19 protein-coding genes and 2 tRNA genes are annotated in these 20,813 nt (G+C 69.4%); 11 read left to right on the plus strand and 10 right to left on the minus strand.

All coding sequences use genetic code 11. The features are described from left to right. Positions 1 to 71: 71 nt before the first annotated feature. On the minus strand, positions 72 to 791 hold the full coding sequence (locus KJS59_RS05415) for an IucA/IucC family C-terminal-domain containing protein (protein ID WP_249713906.1): 720 nt from the start codon (positions 789 to 791) through the stop codon (positions 72 to 74). A gap of 350 nt (positions 792 to 1,141) precedes the next feature. Between KJS59_RS05415 and KJS59_RS05420 the strand changes: the two genes are divergently transcribed. Next, a complete protein-coding gene (locus KJS59_RS05420; RefSeq protein WP_213451174.1) occupies positions 1,142 to 2,662 on the plus strand; it encodes a peptide deformylase in 1,521 nt (506 codons plus the stop codon). Here the strand turns inward: KJS59_RS05420 and KJS59_RS05425 are convergent. After that, a complete protein-coding gene (locus KJS59_RS05425; protein WP_213451175.1) occupies positions 2,659 to 3,771 on the minus strand; it encodes a globin domain-containing protein in 1,113 nt (370 codons plus the stop codon). The genes KJS59_RS05420 and KJS59_RS05425 overlap by 4 nt on opposite strands. A 234-nt stretch (positions 3,772 to 4,005) precedes the next feature. On the opposite strand from KJS59_RS05425, the gene KJS59_RS05430 reads away from it, so the two are divergent. Then, positions 4,006 to 4,653: a pyridoxamine 5'-phosphate oxidase family protein gene (locus KJS59_RS05430; RefSeq protein WP_213451176.1), complete on the plus strand. Its 648-nt coding sequence runs from the start codon at positions 4,006 to 4,008 to the stop codon at positions 4,651 to 4,653. Positions 4,654 to 4,781: 128 nt separating this feature from the next. Beyond that, positions 4,782 to 5,537 carry a CPBP family intramembrane glutamic endopeptidase gene (locus KJS59_RS05435; protein ID WP_213451242.1) on the plus strand — a complete coding sequence of 252 codons (756 nt, stop codon included), beginning with the start codon at positions 4,782 to 4,784 and terminating at the stop codon, positions 5,535 to 5,537. Positions 5,538 to 5,711: 174 nt separating this feature from the next. Here KJS59_RS05435 and KJS59_RS05440 read toward each other — a convergent pair whose 3' ends face one another. Beyond that, positions 5,712 to 6,161, minus strand: coding sequence for a GNAT family N-acetyltransferase (locus tag KJS59_RS05440; protein WP_213451177.1), 450 nt, complete (start codon positions 6,159 to 6,161; stop codon positions 5,712 to 5,714). Positions 6,162 to 6,224: 63 nt separating this feature from the next. Continuing rightward, on the minus strand, positions 6,225 to 6,836 hold the full coding sequence (locus tag KJS59_RS05445) for a hypothetical protein (protein WP_213451178.1): 612 nt from the start codon (positions 6,834 to 6,836) through the stop codon (positions 6,225 to 6,227). 115 nt (positions 6,837 to 6,951) lie between these two features. Between KJS59_RS05445 and KJS59_RS05450 the strand changes: the two genes are divergently transcribed. The 3 genes from KJS59_RS05450 (at position 6,952) to KJS59_RS05460 (ending at position 8,482) form a co-directional block, all read left to right on the plus strand. Then, on the plus strand, positions 6,952 to 7,482 hold the full coding sequence (locus KJS59_RS05450; RefSeq protein ID WP_213451179.1) for a hypothetical protein: 531 nt from the start codon (positions 6,952 to 6,954) through the stop codon (positions 7,480 to 7,482). An 802-nt stretch (positions 7,483 to 8,284) separates the two neighbouring features. Continuing rightward, positions 8,285 to 8,375 (plus strand) — tRNA-Ser (locus tag KJS59_RS05455). Between the two features lie 34 nt (positions 8,376 to 8,409). Beyond that, positions 8,410 to 8,482, plus strand: a tRNA-Arg gene (locus tag KJS59_RS05460). A 1,160-nt stretch (positions 8,483 to 9,642) separates the two neighbouring features. Here the strand turns inward: KJS59_RS05460 and KJS59_RS05465 are convergent. Next, entirely contained in the window at positions 9,643 to 10,050 is a 408-nt protein-coding gene (locus KJS59_RS05465; protein WP_213451180.1) for a helix-turn-helix domain-containing protein, read from the minus strand. A gap of 334 nt (positions 10,051 to 10,384) precedes the next feature. On the opposite strand from KJS59_RS05465, the gene KJS59_RS05470 reads away from it, so the two are divergent. The 3 genes from KJS59_RS05470 to KJS59_RS05480 are packed head-to-tail and all read left to right on the plus strand — an operon-like array spanning position 10,385 to position 12,868. Beyond that, entirely contained in the window at positions 10,385 to 11,911 is a 1,527-nt protein-coding gene (locus KJS59_RS05470; protein WP_213451181.1) for a helix-turn-helix domain-containing protein, read from the plus strand. 15 nt (positions 11,912 to 11,926) lie between these two features. Continuing rightward, on the plus strand, positions 11,927 to 12,559 hold the full coding sequence (locus tag KJS59_RS05475) for a 2'-5' RNA ligase family protein (RefSeq protein WP_213451182.1): 633 nt from the start codon (positions 11,927 to 11,929) through the stop codon (positions 12,557 to 12,559). A 45-nt stretch (positions 12,560 to 12,604) separates the two neighbouring features. Next, positions 12,605 to 12,868, plus strand: a complete 264-nt coding sequence (locus tag KJS59_RS05480) for a hypothetical protein (protein ID WP_213451183.1) — start codon at positions 12,605 to 12,607, stop codon at positions 12,866 to 12,868. Between the two features lie 617 nt (positions 12,869 to 13,485). Here the strand turns inward: KJS59_RS05480 and KJS59_RS05485 are convergent. Together KJS59_RS05485 and KJS59_RS05490 are read right to left on the minus strand one after the other, a co-directional pair. Beyond that, positions 13,486 to 14,511, minus strand: coding sequence for an SUMF1/EgtB/PvdO family nonheme iron enzyme (locus tag KJS59_RS05485; protein WP_213451184.1), 1,026 nt, complete (start codon positions 14,509 to 14,511; stop codon positions 13,486 to 13,488). A gap of 33 nt (positions 14,512 to 14,544) precedes the next feature. Continuing rightward, positions 14,545 to 15,324 carry an aminotransferase class IV family protein gene (locus KJS59_RS05490; protein WP_213451185.1) on the minus strand — a complete coding sequence of 260 codons (780 nt, stop codon included), beginning with the start codon at positions 15,322 to 15,324 and terminating at the stop codon, positions 14,545 to 14,547. 487 nt (positions 15,325 to 15,811) lie between these two features. Here KJS59_RS05490 and KJS59_RS32120 point away from each other — a divergent pair, with 487 nt between their 5' ends. Then, complete coding sequence (locus tag KJS59_RS32120) at positions 15,812 to 16,270, plus strand: helix-turn-helix domain-containing protein (protein WP_213451186.1); 459 nt, start codon at positions 15,812 to 15,814, stop codon at positions 16,268 to 16,270. A 204-nt stretch (positions 16,271 to 16,474) separates the two neighbouring features. Here the strand turns inward: KJS59_RS32120 and KJS59_RS05500 are convergent, their stop codons facing one another. Then, positions 16,475 to 17,272 carry an acyl-CoA dehydrogenase family protein gene (locus tag KJS59_RS05500; RefSeq protein ID WP_213451187.1) on the minus strand — a complete coding sequence of 266 codons (798 nt, stop codon included), beginning with the start codon at positions 17,270 to 17,272 and terminating at the stop codon, positions 16,475 to 16,477. A gap of 83 nt (positions 17,273 to 17,355) precedes the next feature. On the opposite strand from KJS59_RS05500, the gene KJS59_RS05505 reads away from it, so the two are divergent. Continuing rightward, the gene (locus tag KJS59_RS05505) at positions 17,356 to 17,550 is read left to right on the plus strand and encodes a hypothetical protein (protein WP_213451188.1); all 195 of its coding nucleotides are present in this window, start codon (positions 17,356 to 17,358) and stop codon (positions 17,548 to 17,550) included. Between the two features lie 1,233 nt (positions 17,551 to 18,783). Here KJS59_RS05505 and KJS59_RS05510 read toward each other — a convergent pair. Both KJS59_RS05510 and KJS59_RS05515 read right to left on the minus strand, forming a co-directional pair. Beyond that, positions 18,784 to 19,635, minus strand: a complete 852-nt coding sequence (locus KJS59_RS05510; RefSeq protein ID WP_213451189.1) for a hypothetical protein — start codon at positions 19,633 to 19,635, stop codon at positions 18,784 to 18,786. Beyond that, positions 19,635 to 20,606 (minus strand): helix-turn-helix transcriptional regulator, encoded by a 972-nt coding sequence (locus KJS59_RS05515; RefSeq protein WP_213451190.1) that lies wholly within the window; start codon positions 20,604 to 20,606, stop codon positions 19,635 to 19,637. Before KJS59_RS05515 ends, KJS59_RS05510 begins: the two co-directional genes overlap by 1 nt. Positions 20,607 to 20,813: the final 207 nt, after the last annotated feature.

Here is a 20,813-nt window from a genome sequence, read left to right on the forward strand (position 1 = left end):
CGTGCGATCAGGTCGGTGCGGTGAAACGCGACCCCTCAAGCCTGCCTTCAGAACGACATCCAGGGTCTGTGTCAGCGGATGCAGCAGCCGGTGCACACCTTTGGTTGGGGGAGTGCGAAGGCTAGGCAGCATGTTTTGCGCTGCACGGTCAGTTCGCCGGAGCGGCCGGGTACGAGGTCGACCAGGTCGGCCACGTTCAGCGCGCGGAGGAGGGTGTCGATTGTTTCGGCGATCGGGCCGGGGACGGTGTCGGTCGCGCGGATGAGGCCGTGGGCGACGCCGGAGGCGAGCGAGCCGAGCAGGGTGCGTCTGCCGAGGCGGGCGTCGGTGCTGAGGCGTTCGGCGAGCGGGGTGAGGTGTGCGTCCAGTAGGGAGTCGCGGAGCAGGTCGAGGAGGGCGGCTTCGTCCGGGGCGACGCGGACCTGGGGCAGGGCGAGCGCGGCCAGTGGGTCGGATGGCAGGATCGCCACGTTGGTGGCCGGGTGTAGGCCGAAGGTGACCAGGGGGCGGTGGTCCGCGAAGTGGACCAGCACGTCTGAGGGGGTCAGTAGGGGGATCCGGCGTGCTGATGCCCAGCCGAGGACGGCGGGTAGGGCCAGCCAGTAGGTGTAGGCCTTCCAGGCGAGGGCCGTGGTGACGTGTGGGGCGGCGCCGCGCCACCGGCGGTTGGCGGAGGCGCATAGGGCGGGTAGCTGGGTGCCGTCGATGAGGGTGGTGGCGGGGTGCCAGCCGGCGGTGTCGTGCACCGTGAGGCCGGGCGCGAGGCCGGGCAGCCGGTCGGTGCCGAACATGGCTCGCAGTGTGGCCGTGATCGGTGCCAGGACCGTCGCCTCGCCGGAGTGTTGGTTGAGGGCCGCGGTCACGACGCGGCGCCGCTCGGGAGGGTGGGCGCAATCGGCACCGTCGCCACCCCTTCCCCCGTCACGCGTCATCAGGACGCCCCACCTTAGCGTCTCTAAGGCTAGCCTAACCAGACTTGAAGCTGACGGTTCGGGGGTACCCGGTGGGCGAGGGCTCAATCGCGCGGCCAGCCTGAGCGGCGATACGTGCCCTGTCAAGACGTTTGTCGGGAACGCGCTACTCCGGCTTGGTGCTCCTGCGGCGCCCATCAGACTGGAATCCCCGGCACGAGGGAACGCGCATGACGATCTCGCCCGTCGAGCGGGCGGCGGAGGAGTTCGCCGCGGAGCTGGCCCGATGGCGGGTCGAGCGCGGGCTGAGCAAGAAGCAACTCGCCGGCAAGATGGGGTTCGACCCGTCGTACGTCAGCCACGTGGAGGGGCGCCGGCACCGGCCGACCGAGGACTTCGCCCGCCGGGCCGAGGCGGTGCTCCAGGCGGGCGGCGCGATCTGGCGGCGCTTCCAGGAGTACGACGGGAACCGGCAGGCCCGGGGGCAGGCCGCCGCGGGGGCGAAGGACCCTCCGGTACCCGATCAATGGCTGCCGCCCGGTACCGGTCTCGTGGTGGACCAGGAGGTGGCGTCGCTCACCTACCGGGAGGGGACGTACCGGTACGCGGTCCGCCGGCGGCTGTACAACGCCGGCACCGAGCCGGTCACCCGGTACCTGGTGCGCATCTCGGTCGACCGGTACCCGCACGACCCGGCGCGCTCCAACCGGTACCACCGCGACCACCCGCTGACCCTGAACGAGTTGGACTTCCAGGCGGTGTGCGGGGAGAGCGAGGTGCGCGAGCCGATGGTCTGGCGCCCCAAGCAGGACCGGGACGCGTTCAAGGAGATCTGGCTGCTGTTCGAGAACGAGGACGGCCGGTTCCCGCTCTACCCCGGCCGGCGCGCGACCATCGAGTACTCGTGCGAGATACCGGAGGTGAAGTGGGGGCAGTGGTTGCAGCGGGCCGTGCGGATGCCGACCCGGCAACTCACCGTCCGGCTGGACTTCCCGGCGGCGCTGGAGCCGCAGGTCTGGGGCGTGGAGACGTCGATGTCGGCGGAGGAGACGCCGCTGCGTACCCCGGTGATCCGCCAGGAGGAGGGCGATCGGGCGGTGTTCGAGTGGGCGACCGAGACGCCGCCGCTCAACGCCCGGTTCCGGCTGGAATGGCGGTTCCGGTCGCTGCCCGCCCAGGCGCCGGCCGCCGCCGAGCAGCGGGCCAGCGAGCGGATGCGGGCCGCCGGCATCGTGCAGCGCGGCGCGGACCTGCTGCGCCAGGCTGCCCGCCCGTTCGACCTGCCCCGGGACGAGTCGCGGGCCCGCGAGGTGGTCGGCCGGCTGCTGGCCACCCTGGACCGGCTGGACGAACTGCACCTGTTCGTCAAGGGGGTCGGGCTGGCCGCACCGCAGATCGGGGTGCCGTGGGCGGCGGCGGTGGTCCGGCCGCCGGAGCGGGCGGCGGCGCCGGTGGTGCTGCTGAACCCGCGGGTGGTGGACACCTCCGACGAGACCGACGAGAAGTACGAGGGCTGCCTGTCCTACTTCGACGTGCGGGGGCTGGTCGCCCGGCCGCTGGTGATCGACATCGAGCACGCCCGCTGGGACGGCAGCCGGGTCATCACCTCGTTCGAGCGGGGCATGGCGCGCCTGGTCGCCCACGAGATCGACCACCTGGAGGGGCGCCTCTACGTCGACCGGATGAGCCCCGGGGTTCCGCTCGTGCCCTTGGAGGAGTACCCGGACACTGGCCACCCCTGGACGTACTAGCCGTCGGTGAACGCGTCGTACTTGATGCGGATCGACGGGACCTGCAACCCGGCGAGCGTGCGCATCGTGGCCTTGACCATCGCCGGTGACCCGGAGACGAAGAAGTCGTGGTCGTTCCACGGCCCGTACCGGGCGATCACCTCGGAGATGTTGCCCTGCTCGCCGTCGAACCCGGGGTCGTCGCTGCACGCCGGCACCACGGTCAGCCACGGGTACTTGTTGGCCATCGCGTTCAGGTCGGCCAGGTCGTACAGGTCGTCCCGGTCCCGGGCGCCGAAGAACACGTGCACCCAGCGGGTGCGGTTGTAGCGGCTCAGTTCGTCCACAATCGCCTTGACCGGCGCCAGCCCGGTGCCGCCGGCGATGCACACGACGTCCCGGTTGGAGCTGTGATCCGGGCTCATCGAGCCCATCGGGGCGGCCAACCGGATCAGGTCCCCCGGCCGGGTCCGCCGCACCAGCGCGCCGGAGACGTACCCCGCGCCGAGGGCCCGCACATGGAAGTCGATGGTCTGGTCCGGGCGGGGGGCGTTGGCCATCGAGTACACCCGCCACAGCCGCGGCTGGTACTTCGGCACCTCGATGCTCAGGTACTGCCCGGCCCGGTAGTCCAGCGGGTAGAACGGCCGGCAGGTGAACACGGCGATGTCCCGGCTGCGCCGCTCGTGGGCCAGCACCTCCGCGTTCCAGTACGGCGGGTTGGTGTCCGCGGCCGCGCCGGCCATCATCTTCTTCGCGATCACGGCGTACCCGTCGCGCCACGCCTGGTCGTACTCGATGTTCCACCGCTCGCCGGCGAACGTTCGCAGCGCCTCCAGCAGGGCGTTGCCGACGAGGTCGTAGTGCTGTGGTTCCACGTGGAACTTGCGGTGGTCCCGGCCGAGCGACTGCAGGTACTCCTCGAACCGGTCCGGGTCCTCCATGGTCTGGACCGCCGTGACGATGGCGCCGAGCAGGCGGGCGCGCTGCACGTCCATCTGCGTCGGAAAGAGGTCGCGCAACTCGGGATTGGACAGGAACATGCGGGCGTAGAAATACCCGGCGACCTTGTCCTGCTGCTCCTCGACCAGCGTCCAGCTTTCCTTCAACAGACGCGACAAGTTACCCATCGAACCTCTGCCTCCGGAGCTCGCGCATGCCGATGGCGGTCACGCAACGGCTTGCGTGTGGTCGCGCGCCGTGATCGCCTGGTCAAGAGTGGCCAGCGCTGTGGGCATCGTGTCGCACTGGGTGTGCGACATAGAGGATCATATCCTTGCGCCGGAGCCGGGAGCGGCCAGACTGTAGCCCGTGTGGTCGCGTTGCCGTGTCCGCGTTGACGTCCCTTGGCGAGAGAGCGGGTCATGGAGCAACGCAACGAGTTGGCGTGCCTGCCGGGTTCGACCGGCGAGCATCGCCTGCAGGATCGGTACGGTACCGCCGACCGGGCCCGCCGCTTCTACGAGCAGCAGGTCCTCGACCGGCTGAACGAGCGGATGCGTGAGTTCGTCGGGCGCCAGGAGATGATGTTCGTCGCCACCGCCGACGCCGGCGGCGAGTGCGACAACACCTACCGCGCCGGGCCGCCCGGCTTCGTCCAGGTTCTCGACGAGCAGCGGCTCACCTGGCCCGAGTACCGCGGGAACGGCGTCATGGCCAGCCTCGGCAACATGACCGAGAACCCGCACGTGGGCCTGCTGTTCGTCGACTTCTTCCAGGACGTCATCGGCCTGCACGTCAACGGCCGCGCCGCCATCGTCGAGGACAACGCGATGCGCGCCGCCGTCCCCGACCTCCCCGTCGACCCGGTGCCGGGCAGGCGGCCGGAGCGGTGGGTCCTGGTCGAGGTGGAGGAGGCGTACATCCACTGCGCCAAGCACATTCCCCGCCTTCGCAAGGCGCCGCTGTCGTCCCGCGCCTGGGGCACCGACGACGCGCGCCGCAAGGGCGGCGACTTCTTCGGCGCCCGGCGCGACGCGGCCGGCCGGGTCGAGGCGGTCCCCGAGGGCTGAGTTCCGGCCGCTGCGGGCGGGTGAGGCGCCCCGGCGGGTGGAGGCGGCGCGGGAGGGGTCGGTGGCACAGTAAGCGGGTGGGTCATCCCGTCCAACCCGTCTCGGCGCCGGCCGCCGCCGGCGAACCGGTGCCGCCGCGCCGCCGCCGGCGGCTGCGCACCGAGGTGCTGCTCGTCCTCGGCGTTTCGCTGGGCGCGTCCGCGGTCTACTCCGTCGTCTCCCTGGCCGCGAAGCTGACCGCCGGGCGCAGCCTCAACCAGCAGACCGCCACGCTCAACCCCTCGCATGCCCCGGACCGGCCCTGGCTGGACCTCACCTACCAGCTCCTCGGCATCTTCTTCGCCCTGGTGCCGGTGCTGTTCGCGGTCCACCTGCTCGGCCGGGACCACGACCGGGTCGGCCCCCTGCTCGGCGTCGACCGCCGCCGCCCCGCCTTCGATGCCGGCTGGGGCGCCGTCCTGGCCGCCGCGATCGGCCTCTCCGGCCTGGCGTTCTACCTGGTCGCGGTCAAAATCGGAATCAACGCCACGGTGGTGCCGGCCGCCCTGCCGCACGTCTGGTGGGCGGTCCCCGTGCTCATCCTGTCGGCGGCCCAGAACGCGGTCCTGGAAGAGGTCATCGTGGTCGGCTACCTGGTGACCCGGCTCCGCGAGGCGGGCTGGCGGGTGGGCGCGATCGTCGCGGCCAGCGCGATCCTGCGCGGCTCCTACCACCTGTACCAGGGCTTCGGCGCTTTCCTCGGCAACGCGGTCATGGGCGTCGTGTTCACGCTGTTCTTCCTCCGGACCCGCCGGGTCCTGCCGCTGATCGTCGCGCACACCCTGCTGGACGTGGTGGCCTTCGTCGGCTACACCCTGTTCGGCCACGTGCTCGGCCTGAAGTAGCACCGGGCTCCCTGCTCACCGCTGCCGCCGCCGCGGCTCGTGGCAGCCCGTGGCGGTTCGCGGCTCGTGGCGGTTCGCGGTTCGCGGCTGCTCGTGGCGGTTTGTGATGTTTCGCGGCGGCTCGCGTGCCCGGCGGGTGGCCGCGAATGGCTCCAAGCCCCGGCATGGTCGCCGCTACGCCCGGAGGGCGAGTTTCATCCCCTCGTGGCTGGCCACGAAGCCGAGCCGCTCGTAGAAGCGGTGCGCGTCGGTGCGCGACTTGTCCGTCGTGAGCTGTACCAGCCCGCACCCGCGCGCCCGCGCCTCGTCGATCGCGTAGCCCATGAGCCGCCGCCCCAGTCCGCCGCCCCGCCGGTCGGACCGCACCCGCACCGCCTCGATCAGCGACCGCTCCGCGCCGTGCCGCCCCAGCCCGGGGATGTACGTGATCTGCACGCACGCCACGACCTCCCCGCCGTCATCCGCCACGACGAGGCGGTTGCGGGGGTCGGCCGCGATGTCCGCGAACGCCCGCTCGTACGCCTCGTCGACCACCGCGAAGTCCCGCGCCTTGCCCAGCACGTCGTCGGCGAGCAGCCCGATGATCGCGGGCAGGTCCGCCCGCTCCGCCTCTCGAAAGATCACCCACCGAGCCTAGGCACCCCGGCCCGCGCCCCAACCCGGCCAAGGCTCCCGGCAGCGCGGGGATCACATCGTTCGCCCCGGTGCTGCTCCCGGGCGGCGTGCTCCTGCGCCACGCTGGCCGGGAACGTCGTGCCGGAACCGCGCCACCGCCCGGTGCGCCAACCGCTCCGTCGCGGACCCGTCCAGCATCAACCCCACGAGCGACCCCCCGCCGGGCACGATCCGCCCGGCGACCCATCGCGCGAACCACCGCGCGCTCACCGCCGCGGCCGGCGTCGCCAGCCGCCACACCGCCTCCTGCAACAACACGTCGCTCGCCGCCCGATCGGGCCGCCCCACCTCCGCCGCCGCGACCGCCCGCGCCGCCGACTCCTCGTCCGGGTGCACCCGCGTCAACACCAGCAGGTCCACCGCCCGCTCCGGCTCCGCCGGGTCCAACCCATAGGCGGCCGCCAGTCGCAGCACCAGCCGCACTTGCGCGTACCCCAGCGCGGCCACCCCCGCGACCACGGTAACCGGCCCCCGCACCGGCGTGCCCCCGGCCGCCAGCGCCAGCCGCACGGCACGCGCCGTCGCGAGCCGCGCCACCCCGTCCGCATCCGCCGCCGGGTACGCCGACCGCACCTGCCGCACCCACTCACCCGCCGCCGGGCCCCAGCGCCGCACGGCGTCCAACGCCGCAATCTCCGGTCCAAAGCCGGGGTTGTCCCGCCACTTCCGCCACCAGGAGGTACCCCCAGGAACAGTCCCCGGCTCCGCCGCTCCCGGGGCGAAAGCAGCGGCCGGCGAGGTGGCGACGGTCCCCACCGTCGCAGGCACCGCCGTCGGCGCGCCGGCAGCATCCAGGGCGTCCTCAATAGTGGTGCTTGTCTCCGGCGTCGCGGCTGGCGGCTGCGTCTCCGGTTCCGCGGCCTTGGCCACCGCCCGCTTCGCCGCGGCCTTCTTCGGCGGCACCGGCTGCTTCGCCGCCGCTGCCACCTCGCCCGCCTCCGCGGCCTGCGACGCCTTCTCGGCCGGGGTTACCTTGTTCGTGGCCGTCCCCTTCGCGGGGGCGGCTTTCTTCGGCGCTGCCTTCTTCGCAGGGGTGGCTTTCTTCGGCGCCACCTTCTTCGCGGGGGTGGCCTTCTTCGCCGGGGTCGCCTTCTTCGTGGCCTTCTTCGCGGCGGCCTTCTTCGCGGGCGCCGCCTTCTCGCCGGGACTGGCCTCGCCCCCGGACGTCGCGTCATCGCCGGTCGCGGAGTTTTCGGGCACGGCACTCGCGGCGAACGCCGCGCTGCTCGCCGCTTCGGTCTCGCGCTCCCGTTCCGTGCCCCGCTCCTGATCCGCGTCGGTCTCCCGTCGCGCCCCAGCCCGCCTGGCCCGGCGCGCCTGCCCCGCAGCCTGTTCCCCTTCCACGCCGCGTTCACGCTCGGCGGTGTGCCCCGGTTGCTCGACCCCCTCGCGCTCCGAAGGCCGCTCCCGTGCGGCGGCCCGCCGGCCCGTCTCGCCCTCATCGCCTCCTGCGGCACGCTGCCGCGCCGTGGTGGAATCGTCCTGGCGCGCTCATTACTCTCCGGCTCCCGCGGGGCGGGTGCCACGAAGGGCGACCCCGCCGGAGGGCGCGGCGCACGCTGCGGGGGCGGTGGAGGCGCCGGCTCACCCGGCAGACTCGGGCTCCGAAACTGCGGCATGGCCGGCGGTTGGCGTGGCCGGCGGGGACGCTCCGGGACGCTATCGGGGTCCATGAGCATCGACCTTAGTGGCGTGCGACGAATATCACCCCTCCATACCACCGCCCGGCGCGCGCGCCGCCCCGATCTGGCCCTGCCGGATGGCCCTCCGCCCAGCCCGCCGCGTGTACCGCCCTCTCTTGCCCTCTCTTGCCCTCGCGGCTGACTCTCGCGGCTGACCTGATCGGCCGCAGCGCTGGCAGCCGGTTGGTGGGCCGTGCGACACGCCGTTGGCCGCGCGGCCGCGAGCCGGCCCGGCCCTGCCAGGGACGAGCACGGGCCCAACGCCACGCCGTCTACACCTGGCGCCACGCGCGCACGTCGCGCCACGCTGGTCGCAGAACGCCAACTGCTTTGCCGCGATCCACGGACGCCCTGTATCCTCGATCGGCGGTGGTCCCACGCGGCCACCGGGGAGACTTCGCCTAGTCTGGTCTATGGCGCCGCACTGCTAATGCGGTTGGGGTTTTACCGCCCCTCCCGGGTTCGAATCCCGGAGTCTCCGCGTTTCGGCCGGTGTGTATGCTGGTCGGGCACCAGCGCCCGTAGCTCAACGGATAGAGCATCTGACTACGGATCAGAAGGTTAGGGGTTCGAGTCCCTTCGGGCGCGCAACATCAAGAGGCGGTTGACCTGCGGAAACGTAGATCAACCGCCTCTTTTCGTTTGTCCACTGTGGACCTGAAGTGTTCCAAAAGTGATCGGCTGTTTCGGAAGGGTCCAGACCGGTCCGCGTCGGTGCGTGCTGGACCGCGTCGATCAGTCTGGATCTTGGGTGCGGTTCCGTCCGCCAGGCTGGCCGGGAGCAGCGCCGTGTTGGCATCTGATGCCGATCGGATGCGGCCCTGCTGTGAAGATCGTTTCACGGCGGCTTGCGGGGTGGTCAGCACGGCCGGTCGACGTTGCACCGTCCTTGAGGACGAGGTAGCTGGCGCCCGATCGAGCCGTCCACCTCGAAACCGGTCAGTTCATGCACGACCCGGACAAGCCCGTCGGTATCGGCAGTGCGCACGCTCGGCGGAACTGGTCCCGTGCATGATCCGGGCCCCGGCCCTGTGGCCGCACCGCGGCCTCCTGATCGTCGGTCCCAGCGTCGGCGAGGAGTTCGCCGACGGTGTTGATCACCGGCGAGGTTCCGCTTCCGCTGAGTGGCTACTTCGACGCGGTCACCGCCGTCGACGTCGGCGGCGAGACCCGGGTTGAAAACCTGCGGATGGCTCAGTGAGCGCATCAACCGTGCCCGCGGCGGGTGAGCACGGTGTTCACCGCCAGCAGTTCGCGCACCTCCAGGCCGCCGTCGGACAGGCGCAGGCTGCCGTGCTCGGCGACATCGCGGATCACCCTGCGACATCTCGCCCAGCTGGACCAAGGTTGGGGTGCGGCATCGGCGGGTGTGAGCCCGAGGGTGAGGAGACCGGCATCCACGGGGGAAGATGCCGGTCTCGATCCGAGACGATATCCGAGCAGCGTGCGCAACGCCAGATATCGGCCGGTGGCCGTAGTTATGGCCAGAGAGGCCTGTGGGGCCGGCCCGCAGCACGCGACGCCGTGTCCTGTGGCCAAGGCCGTCGCCCTCCTCGCTGCGCCGCTGCTCTGGCACAGGTGCTGCAGCGTGACCGGAGAGGTCAGCATGGCGGCGCAGAACTGGTCGCTGAGCTACCTCGCGGCCGGACTCCTCGATGTCCTGTCTGCCACGAAAATCGGATGGAACTCCATACGCAGTTCCCGTTAATCCGCGCCGACTGGGCTGTGTCGACCCTGTTTGCTTTGGGCTACCGGTCTACGCGGCGTGGCAGTGAGTAGAGGCGTGCTCTGCCGGGTGGCGTTGCTTCGGGCTCGGCGGCGGGTGCATGTACAACCTCGGCGATGATCTTGATCAGGATGGGCTGCGGTGGCGGTGCCGCTTCTGTGGCGGTGAGGTGCTCGACGAACGCCAGTAGGCGGGTGAGCGCGCCATCGGTGCGGAGTTCCTCGTCGCATCGGCGCAGCAGGCTCTCGGTCGGCGTTCGGGTGGCCTTCTCGACCTTGCACAGCAGGTCTGCGCTCGCGTGGATGGCGTGCCCCAGTTGCGTGAGTGACAGTCCGCGGTGTTGGCGCCAGCAGCGCAGTTCGGCGCCGAGGAAGTGTCGGGGTGATACGTGCGGGGTCAACGTGCTCGGAGTTTGGGCCATGTCATCCATCCACCCGTGGTCGGCTCGGTGCGGTTGAGGCGCCGTGGCATCCGAACGTGGGATCGGGGCGTTGTCCTTGGTGGCCCGCGACGGCGATCGCGTGGATGCCGCGCCGGTGCCGGTGCTTCGTCAACACGCCCATTCGGATGCCCCTCCGCGCTTACCGGTTCTGGTCCGTGGTGGGCAGCCTGCCGTATCCATCGATGGAGCGGACTACCGTCCTTGGTGAGAATTTCCCCCACTACCAGAGCCGCCTGACCTGCTCAGATAGTGATCAACTGCGCTGCAACTACCCACCCTGTACCCGGCGGCTACACCACGGTCCGTACCCAAGGGATTGCCGATGGCATACCGTGGCCAGCACGATGCAGGGTCGGAGGTGGTGATGGCGGTGTCTCGGACGACCGGGACGAAAGCCGACCGCGATCAGGTCCGCCAGACTCTGGCCGGTTTCGGCGCGACCCCGGCGGCTATCGCCACGGAGTTGCAGCGCCGGTTCGGCTTGCGCCCCAGAGATGCGTTCCGGCAAGCGCACGGCTGGACCCAAGACGTCGTGGCAGCGCATCTCAACGCCGCCGGTACCGGTTCGGCGACGTTCACTGGAGCGCGGATCAGCGACTACGAACGCTGGCCGTTCGGCGGCCGGCGCCCAACGTTGGCGGCACTCACCGCGCTGGCCGAGGTGTTCGGCACCACCCCAGCCTGCCTCGTGGACCTCGATGACCTGGCCGCGATGCCGGACGCTGATCGGGCCGTGCTGCACGCCGCGCCGATCACCGCAGCGGTACCTACCAGCCCGCCGGTCACGTCGACGCGTCTTGCCGGTGACACCGGCGGCGGGATGCGATGGGATTTGGGGGGACTGCTCGACGAGACTGAGTTGGTGATCGCGGTGACCGAACGTACGGCGGGATTCGGTGCATGGGCGGAGTCGTCCAACGTCGGCCCGATGACGCTCGACGACATCGCCTCCTCCACCCGTCGGGTCGCCGTCGACTACCTCAGTCATCCGCCGGTCGTGGTCTACGCCCGCGCTGGGCTGCTTGCCGATCGGGTGTTCCGGCTGCTCCAGACTGGCCGTCAGCGCCCCGATCAGGCTCGGGAGCTGTATACCTGGGCAGGATATCTCTGCGCGCTGCTGGCGTGGATGGCCGGCGACCTGGGCCACCCGGCCGCCGCCGAATCGCAGGCACGCACTGCCTGGATGTGCGCTGAACTGGCCGGCGACAACACGCTGCGCGCTTGGGTGTTGTCGACGACGAGCAAGATTTACCTGTGGGACCGGCGCTACGAAGAGGCCGCCGCTGCAGCCGCCCGCGGTCTAACCCTCACCCCGAGCGGCACCGCCGCAGTGATGTTGGCCTGCCAGGAGGCAGACGCCTGGGCCGAGATCGGCGCGGAGGGACCGGCCCGCACTGCCTTGGCCCAGGCGCAGGAGGCCCGGCAAAGCGCTGGCGTTGATCCCGTCGGTGGGCTGCTGGCATGCGGCACGGTCCGGCAGCACAACTACGCCGGGTCGGTTCTGCTGCGCACCGGCAACCCCGCTGGTGCCATCGACCACGCCGATCAAGCGCTCGCCGAAGCCGCGAGGACCCCGGCAGTCGCCTACGGCACGATCGCGCAGATCCGAATCTGGGCCGCCACGGCGCATCTCGGCGCCGACAGCATCGACGGCGCTGCCCAAGTCCTCGCACCGGTCCTGGTGCTCCCGTCCGAGCAGCGGCTGGACACCCTAGTCCGTCGGTTGCGTGACGTCGGTCGACTCGTCGCCGCCCGCCCGGATCTGCGCTCCAGCGTTCAGGGGCGCACGCTGCACGCCGCCGTCACCGAGTTCTGCGCCGCCAGCGCGGCCCGCCAACTGCCCGCATAGACCTGGAGGGATCGTATGGTCGTCCCGCACGCCACCGACGTCCGTGACCACTGGTACTGGCGCCCAGGGTGGGGCGTCGGCTCCCGCTTCTACACGTGGCACATCACCTTCGACGGCCAGCCGGAGGTCGCCGAACTCGCGGACCGGTACCGAGACGTCCTGGCCTTGCAACCCAGCCTCGACATCATCCCGACCCAGTGGCTGCACCTGACCATGCAGGGCATCGGGTTCGTCGACCAGGTCGACCGCGGCCAGGTCGACGCCATCGTGGCCGCCGCCCGTACCCGGTGCGCGGCGCTGCCCCCGATGAAACTGACCATCGGCACCCCGCACGTCGACCCAGAGTCCATCCAGATCGCGCTCGCACCCGCCGAACCAGTCCGCCAACTCCGCGCCGCCATTCGCGCTGCCATCGCCGACGTGTGGGGGCCCGATCAGGTACCAGAGCCGGCCGAGCCCTACACCCCACACATGAGCCTGGCCTACATCAACACCGCCGGCCCCGCAGCTCCGCTCGCCCACACGCTGGCAACCGCCCCGGACATCACGGCCACCGCCGTGATCGACTCCTGCCAGCTCATCGTCCTCAACCGCGACGACGGCATGTACGTATGGGAGCCCTACGCCACCGTGCCCCTCGGCCCATGACCCCGTCGGCACCGCGGTCCACCGACCGCTCCATCGAGCCGCGAGGTGGCCGGGTTGCGCGCTCGGCCGCGCCTGCGCCTCACCGATCCCGAACCCGAACCGAGCAGCGGCTTGCGCCACGCTCACCTGCTGATGCCGTCCGGGCACATCATGGACGGCCCACATATCCTCGGCCTGCACCAGGTTCCTGGTGGCGTGCTCGGCCATCAGTGCGGCATAGTCAAGTACCTCGTGCACTGGCAGACGCTTGTCCCGCTCCGCGTTCTGGCTGATCAATACGTTCTCCGGCTGGGGGGAAGCGCAGCATGACCACCGGTGCCGCGAACTGTTGGGCGATGGCCACGAGCCTTGCCCGGCCTCGCCCCGAACGTTCGTGGCGTCGACCACCGTAGTCAGGCCCGCGCGGAGTCGTTCGGCGACCCGGTGATCCCGTTCGGCGAAGATCGATCCGCACGCTCCCGGTCGACTCGTGCGCCGAACATCTGCACCGCGATGTCATCACTGGACACGACTGCGGCCGAGTCCACCTTGCCTTGACGGACAAGCTCTGCCGTGAACGTACTCTCGTGCACCGCGGCGGGGGCTGGCGCGGCGAGCCGTACACCGCGGCATCGGGCAGCCACGTCTCCGTTTACCAACGGCCCGACCGGTGAGCGGGACCGTGGCGGCACCAGGCATGCACCCCATCCACGACCTCCTGGCCGGCCGCTTGGCCCCGCCCGGCGACGGCGCGGTCGTCGACCTCGGCTGCGGCCCGGCCGCACCCTTACCGCTATCCACCACCGCTGGCCAATGGCCCAACTCATTGGCATCGACCTGCAACCTGTTCCGCTGGCCACCCGCCCGACCAAGCGGACGCCGACGGCGAGCCCTGCTTCGCCGAAACCGCACTCATCACTACGGCGACGCGTCCCGCCTGGACTGAATCAGCCCGTACGGTCGTGTTCCTGCAGTCGCGAAGCCGCACTAGGGGGCGATCCCGAGGGTTTGCGTACCGCTTGAGCCGGGGCGACGCATCGGAAGCTGGTGTCGTCATCGAGCATTTCTGCGGACGCGTCGTTGAACAGTGACGGTGCGCAGCGCAGGAACGGGCTGGTGAACGCGCTGCCTTTGAGTTCATGGCGGCCGGGCGTTGACTCGGTAGAGCACCATTCCCACGTATTGCCGCACAGGTCGTACACGCCGTACGGGCTGGCGCCGCTGGCGTAACGGTCGACGGGTGTAGTGCCGTGGATGTTGTTCTCCCGGCAGTTGCATTTGGCAGGCGTGCGTTGGCTGCCCCACGGGTAGATGTCGCCACGGTTACCGCGGGCTGCTTTCTCCCACTGCTGGCTGGCTGGCAGGCTCTTCCCGGCCCACTGCGCATACCCATCCGCGTCGTGCCATGTTACGAACACGACCGGGTGGTCGAGCAGGGCTTCGGGCGGCTTGCCGTTCTCCCAATGTTGCGGCGGCGGAGCATCGGTAGCCGTGACGAATCGGGCGTAGTCGGCGTTCGTCGTCGGGTACACATCGATGTAGAACGCCGGGAGATAGACCGGCTGGTTGTCGGCGCCCGAGAAGTACACGCCCGAGTCGACGAGCGTCATGAGTTTGCCGTCGGTGGGGTGGCGGATGTGGTTCTCGTCGCCTACTGGGATGGAATCGTCGTCTGGAGCCTCTGGGACACGTTGGACGGCCACGGCGGTCCCCAGCGCGGAGATGGCAGCCGAGGTAACGCCGAGGGATTCGGCGAACCTGGCATGAACATCAACGCTGGAAGCCGCAAGTGACGTATCCAGTGCCTGCTGGTTCACTGGCCTGGGGATGATGCCCTCACCCCCGGCCTCCCACTTGGAGATCATTCGTTCGCTCACGCCGAGATGGCCGGCGAACTCTCGGATGCTCATGCGCTTGGCCTCGCGCAGCGCACGGACCTCGCGTCCGGACCAACGCTGAACGGTGATCGCCATTTTCCAGAGGGCTCCGATTGGCGTCGCGGTGCTCTACAGGGACTCGGCCGGGATCTCCTCGTACTCCTTGCGGAGCGTATCGAGGATGGGATGGTCCGCCGGAAACTCTACGTCGTTGATGGCCGTAATTGCACGAACACCAATCGTCGTGTTCGTGGCAAACGCGGCCTGCATCCGCGGTAGGTCGGTGAGATTGACAGGCGCAAGCGTGGTGCGGTCGTGGACCTGTCGCAGCAGTCGCATCGTCACGCCGGGCAGGACCTCGGCGTTTGGCCACACGACATGGTCGCCGTCATAGAACGCGATGTTCCAGGTCGGACCTTCAGACACGTACGACTCGGCGTCGGTGAAGACGGCGTCGTCGTAGCCGCGCAGCTGCGCGGCGCGTCGATGCCAGATCGCACCGAAGAGGCCGACATGCTTCACTGCGGGCAGATCACGCGTGTAGGCAGCGGATTGGACCCGCCAGGGCGCCAGTCGGCCGACACCGATCGGGCGGCTCGTCACGAGTACGTGGGGCTGTGCCGGCGCTCCGGGCAGCCCGAGCTCCAACGCAGGGTCGTAGATCGTCACGCGGACGACGAACGCGCCGTCTCGGCCGGCGACTGCCTGACGGATGTAGGCGCGGACCTGCTCACGGTCGAGATCCGTCGCGAGCAGCATCCGGCAGTCACGTACAAGCCGCTCGATGTGCTGCGAGAGGCCACGGACCTGCTGGTTCTCGACACGCATCGAGGTGAAGTGGCCGTAGTTGACCAGGGCCAACGCCTTGAGTTCCTCGGCTGTGGCTGGTGCGCCGTTGAGTTCCGCCATGGCTCCAGTCTCGCAGTCGGCCCGGGTCTTCTGCAGGTTTGGTGCAGCGGAAGTTCAGTGCTGGGGCAGCGGCGAGACGTGGGCAGGATCGGTTCAATTTGCCACGGTGGATAGGTGGCGGCACGGGGTGACAACACCGGGAAGTACGCCTCGTGTGAGGGAGCCAGGGGCGGTCTACCGAGTTGGCGTGGATCGGCAAAAGCGCGGGATGCTACGGCTGTACGAGGTTGGCGCGTCGTCGCCGATGACGGTGCTGGTCGGTGGCATCCCAGCCACGTACCAGACCAGTGTGCTCGGCGTGCCGCCCTCGTCCCTGCTCGCTGGGGTCGCGCTCCGACTGCTGGTGGTGAACTATACGGCGATGAGCCGGCATGCGCCCCACGCGCGTCGGTTACGAGCGCATCCGAACCGGTTACGAGCGCACCCGAAATGAACGCGTCCCGGATCGGGACGGGCGGACAGCCGGAGCCGACAGGAGAAAGACGACATGGCGCAGGCACCCGCTGAGCTGCGACCGTTCGAGTCGCCTCGGCACTACCTTGGCGCTGAGCTCCGCGCCTGGCGAAGGCTCCGCGGATACTCACTTGCGCGACTCGGCCACACTATCCATGCCTCTGGCGCCCTCCTCGGTAAGATCGAGAAAGCCCAACGCTGGCCAACCAAGGATCTCATTGCACGCTGCGACGACGCTCTCGAAGCTGCAGGAACCCTCACGCGCCTGTATGACCTGGCTCGCGACGGATTCCAGGAAGTCGCCAGCGACGGGGTGACATGGGGCTCCAGTTTTCCGGCCAGGGTTGGCGCAACTCACCCTGAGACTGAGACTTCAGCAGGTTCAGGGCTCTCTCTTGGCGTCGATGGCCACGCCGGTGAAGTCGTGAATCTCGCGGCGTACAGACGTCGACGGATGGCTTCATCCGATTCCGAGCCAGTTGTTGTCGTCTAGCGGTATACGTATGGAGTTTGGAGAAGCCCTTGGTCAGCGCCCAGCCGAGTTCGCCACGACGGGAGGAGCCGCCGAGCTCATGCTGCGATTGCCGCCGGACACCCCCCGGTTCGGATCACCGATGATGGACGATCCGGCTGCGTGCCGGTCGGTCTGCGGCCGTTGACCGTTGCTGATACGAATGCGGTCCACGACTGGGCGCGGTCAGATGCGCATGGGATCGATCTCCTCGCCGACCAGTAGGGCGCCCGCCAGTGGGAAGAAGTCGGGGCCCACGCCTGCGTGCTGGGTGATCGCATGGATGTCGCGCATCCGTCGCTGGAGGACTGAGCCGTCGTACAGCGAGGAGCTGCCCGCTAGCCGGTACGCCGTGTCCGCGACCGTCGTCGCTGCCGTGACCGCGTGCGAACTAGCGGTACGCATCCGGGCCCGGTCCAGCAGGGAGAACTCCTGACCCGTGAGGGCCTTTGACCATGCTTTGTGGGCCTCGTCGTGGATCAGGGCCCGGGCCGCGCGCAGCTCGGCGTCAGCCTCGCCGAGGCGGGTTTGGAACAGCGGCGACTCGGCGACTCGGCGGGCGCCGTACGCGGGCCGCTTGCCACCGGCGACCACCGCCACCAAGTCGTCGATCGCGGCCTGTGCGCAGCCGACGGCGACGGCCGCGATGAACAGGGCCAGCGGGGCGATTGGCGGGATCGAGAAGATGGGCGCGGCGATCGTCGGCATGGCGCTGAAGAGCTGGCAGGTCCGCTCCTCGGGGCAGAACACGTCGCTGACGCGGATGTCGTGGCTGCCCGTCCCGCGCAGGCCCACGGCGTGCCAGGTGTCGACGACCTCGACTTCCGACGCCGGCATTATCGCCAGCCGCATGAGTGGCATGCCGTTGGCCATGAACTGCCGCTCGCCGTCGCGCAGGACGGCCGCGTGCCCGACCAGCCAGGCGGCGTGCTGGCAGCCGCTGGCGAACGGCCACTGCCCTGAGATGCGGTACCCGCCGTCCACCGGTACCGCAGTGCCCTTGGGTGCGTGCGAGCCGCCAAGGATGACGTCGGGGCCTGCGGCCCGTGGGCGGGTAGAACAGCACCGTGATCGTCGCGGTGCCACCGGCCGCAGTCCGCAGCCGTTCCGGAGTCGACACGACGGACTCGCCGACCGGAGCGGACGGCCGTCTGATGACCTCGACCTTGTTGCTGCCGTCCGTCGTGACCAGCGCGATCTCCGATGCCCGCGTCGGCGACGCGCCGATCAACGCGACCCTGTCGCCCAATGCCGCCAGGTAGGGCTTGATCGACGTATATGGCAGCTGAATGACTCGGCTGCCGCCACCGGGGTCGACGACGATCAACTGCTGCTCCGGCCCGGACTGCACCGTCATGGCGATCCGTCCCCGAGGCAGCAGGACGAAGTTGGCGTAGCTGGACTCCCAGGGCGCCGTCGCGCACTCGGCTGTCATCGGCGCGACCGCTTCGGTATGGCCGTCACGCCATTGGTACAGATTCCACCAGCCGGAGCGATCCGACATGAAGTACAGAGCGCCGTCGGCGGCCCAGCACGGCTGGATCGCAGACTCGCCAGGACCGCCGGCCACACGCCGCGGCTGGTCAGGCCGCTGACCAACCGCGTAGTCAGCGACCCAGATCTCGCAGGAGTCCCACGGCATGGCGTCGTCGGCCCACTGCGTCCACCCCAGACGACCGTCGTGGTAGCGGGGGGATGCCAGGAAGCCATCGGTGGTCAGCAGCACCCGCGGCCTGGTGGAGGCCAGGTCGAGGGCGACGAGCTGGTCACCGTGGTCATGCTCGCGAACGGCGAGCACCTCATTGCCGCAGTTTGCAAGGTCGCCGTACGTGAACCCGTCGCTGGTGTGTCCGGATGGTCCAACGAGCTGTCCGGTGGCCGCGTTCACCGCCGTGAGCGTGCCCGAGGTGGTGAACAGGTACGGCATGCCGCCGTACGCGTGGAGCGAGCTGCCGACGCTCGCGTCCCGCACGCTGTAGCCGACGAGTCGATCGGAGTCCCAGAGCGTCGCGATGGTCCGCCCCGTCAACGGCTGGGACTCAACCCAACTCAACCTGGCGCCGGTGCTCGCCAACCAGTCGAAGCTGGCGCCGGCTTCCGCTGACTGTGGATCGATAGATACCGCCTCAACATCGAGACTCGTGAACGCCGACTCAGCCTCTTCGCGCACTTCTCGATCACAACACAAGATGGCCGGGAATGGCAGGAGGAACCGGTCACCTGGTGGGGCCCGGCCGTCCGCATGGGATGCGCCTGTCGAGCGCTGTCGCCGCTCTCTCACCCGGTCAGGCGGTCACTCGGCTTGGCAACGGGGGCACCGTCGCGGAGTACGCCCAGCCGGGCGGAGGCACCCCCGTGCCCGGCCGGGGCTGTATCACGACGTCCGTATCACTGTTCCGTGTCCATGGCGCACATGCGGACAGCCAAGGTTGTCCGCATGCCGTCACGACCTGTGCCGCAGCACACCTGGCCGTTCAAGACCACCAATCAGCGGATCACCGTGCTGTCTTGCCGGTACTGGTGAGCGAGCGGAACCGATCGCATACCACGATGGTGGCGTCATCGAAGACTTTGCCCCTGGGCCACCGTTCACCGGCCGCATCCTCGCGTTCAGCGTCACGGACGGCCTGCAGGACCGACACGCCGCCATGCGTTGTAGCAACTTCCGCTAGCTTGCTCCAGGTCCACAGACCAAACCGATCTACGAGCCGGCTCGCCCCGTCGCTCAAGAGCAGCACGGATTGCAGACGACTGCTCGGCAGTCGGCCGGTAAGCCCATGCTGTGCCGCCTCCGGTGCACTGGCAGCCACCCAGAAGCCATCCGGCTGGTTACGGTGCTGCCGTAGACGCCCGACGTAGCTACGGCGAGCCTCGTCGTGCTCGGGGGTGCCACCCACGAGGGCGTCCATCGCGGCACGGTATCGCCTGCCCACAGCCGCCTCGCGCGTATCGGAGATGACGATGGGTTCGTCTCCAGCATCGATGACCAGGACAGAATCGGCGAGGACGAGGTATCGCAGGACCCCGGCGGCCTCGTGGACGATGATGACGGTCGAGGACGGCGTGCCGGGGTGTTCGAGATCGCATGTGCTGCGGTGGGCATCGGCGACCGAGCCGATCGCTTCGGCGAGCACTTCCCGAAGGTCTGGCTCCGACTCGCTGAGTAGCCAGATCAGCAGCTGCGCGCCGAGTTGGCGGACGTACCAGGCAACGCCGTGGATGCAGCCGCCATCGTCGACCCCGGAAAGTCCTGCGCCGTCGAGGAGGATGGCGACGTTCTCGGTGGCGACGGCGAAGTCTTCGTTGTCGTGCCCTGGTGCCGGATCGGAGGTGATCGTGGTGCGCATCAAATTGTATGTGCTTCCTGCAGGTAGACGCGGCTGAGCGGTTTCACGAGAAGCGGTTCGCTGGTCTCCGGGTCGAATGTAATGCCGAGCAGCATCGAGAAGCAGCGGCCTCCCAGTTCGGCGTCCAACTCGGTCAGGTGCTGGGAGAGGTAATGCACGACGCCAAGGGAGCCTTGCAGGTGGATGCCGGTAAAGATCGTGAGTGTGCCCCGGCGATCGGGGCGCGGAAGCCGGCCGAGGTAGGCGACGTCCGATGCTCGTGGCGGAGCGCTGTCCAGGCCGGACCGGTGCAGTGTGTCGGTACCGGTGTCGTGCAGCGTCCATACATTGCCCGGCGCCATGATGAAGCGCAGGTGTTGGTCCTGGTTCAGCACAGCGGCTGTATGTGGAGAGAGCCTTGGTCCGCAGATAACGACGAGGTTCGGCCGGTTGAGATCGACCGCGCCACCGAGCGGCACCGTTTCGTAGCTCGGTACCAGGCCATGGGCCTGGGCAATCTCGCCAAGCCGTTGCGCGCCGAGGACGTCCTCCACGGCGACGACAGGCCGGGCGCGGATAGCCTCCTGCTTGAGTGGAGTGATGATCGTCCACACGCCGGTACTCAAGAACGACGGGGTGCCGCCTTGAGGGCCAACCTCCGCGCTGTGTGCGCTGGCAATCGGGATGGCCTGCAGTTTGGTTGAAAGCCGGTGCTGGGCACCCAAGAGTTGCCGGCGTGCGCGTTCATTTTCCAAGGCTGGCCAGAGGCGCGTCAGCGTGCCGCCTGCGCCGAGGATAGTGTCGCACCGTACGACGAGATCATGTGCCGGCCACCGCCGTCCTCGCTCAACTTTGGCGATTGTGGCGCTACTGACATGAACCAATTTGGCCAGACCGGCCTGTGACAGCCGTCGCCGTTCACGATAGATCTTGAGGCTGTCACCGAACGTGCGCAGTGGCGTTGGCGCCGTCTGAACGTGGCCGATCGGCATCCGTGCCCCTCTGCGCTCGTCGTCCGCCTCGGTAGCGATGAGGATACCTAACGCAACAGTCAAGGTCGTCGCAGCCCTCATAGGCATGCATGCGCATGCCTCCATCCGCTGCGGACAGCGTGAGCAGCGGCGGTTCATCTCGTCCAGCGGCCGGTCGCGTCGGGTTGTCCATCGGCCTCGGCTGTCCAGGCGATGCCGGCCGTCGCG

This window comes from Rhizomonospora bruguierae, from assembly GCF_018397995.1.
GTDB lineage: Bacteria > Actinomycetota > Actinomycetes > Mycobacteriales > Micromonosporaceae > Rhizomonospora > Rhizomonospora bruguierae.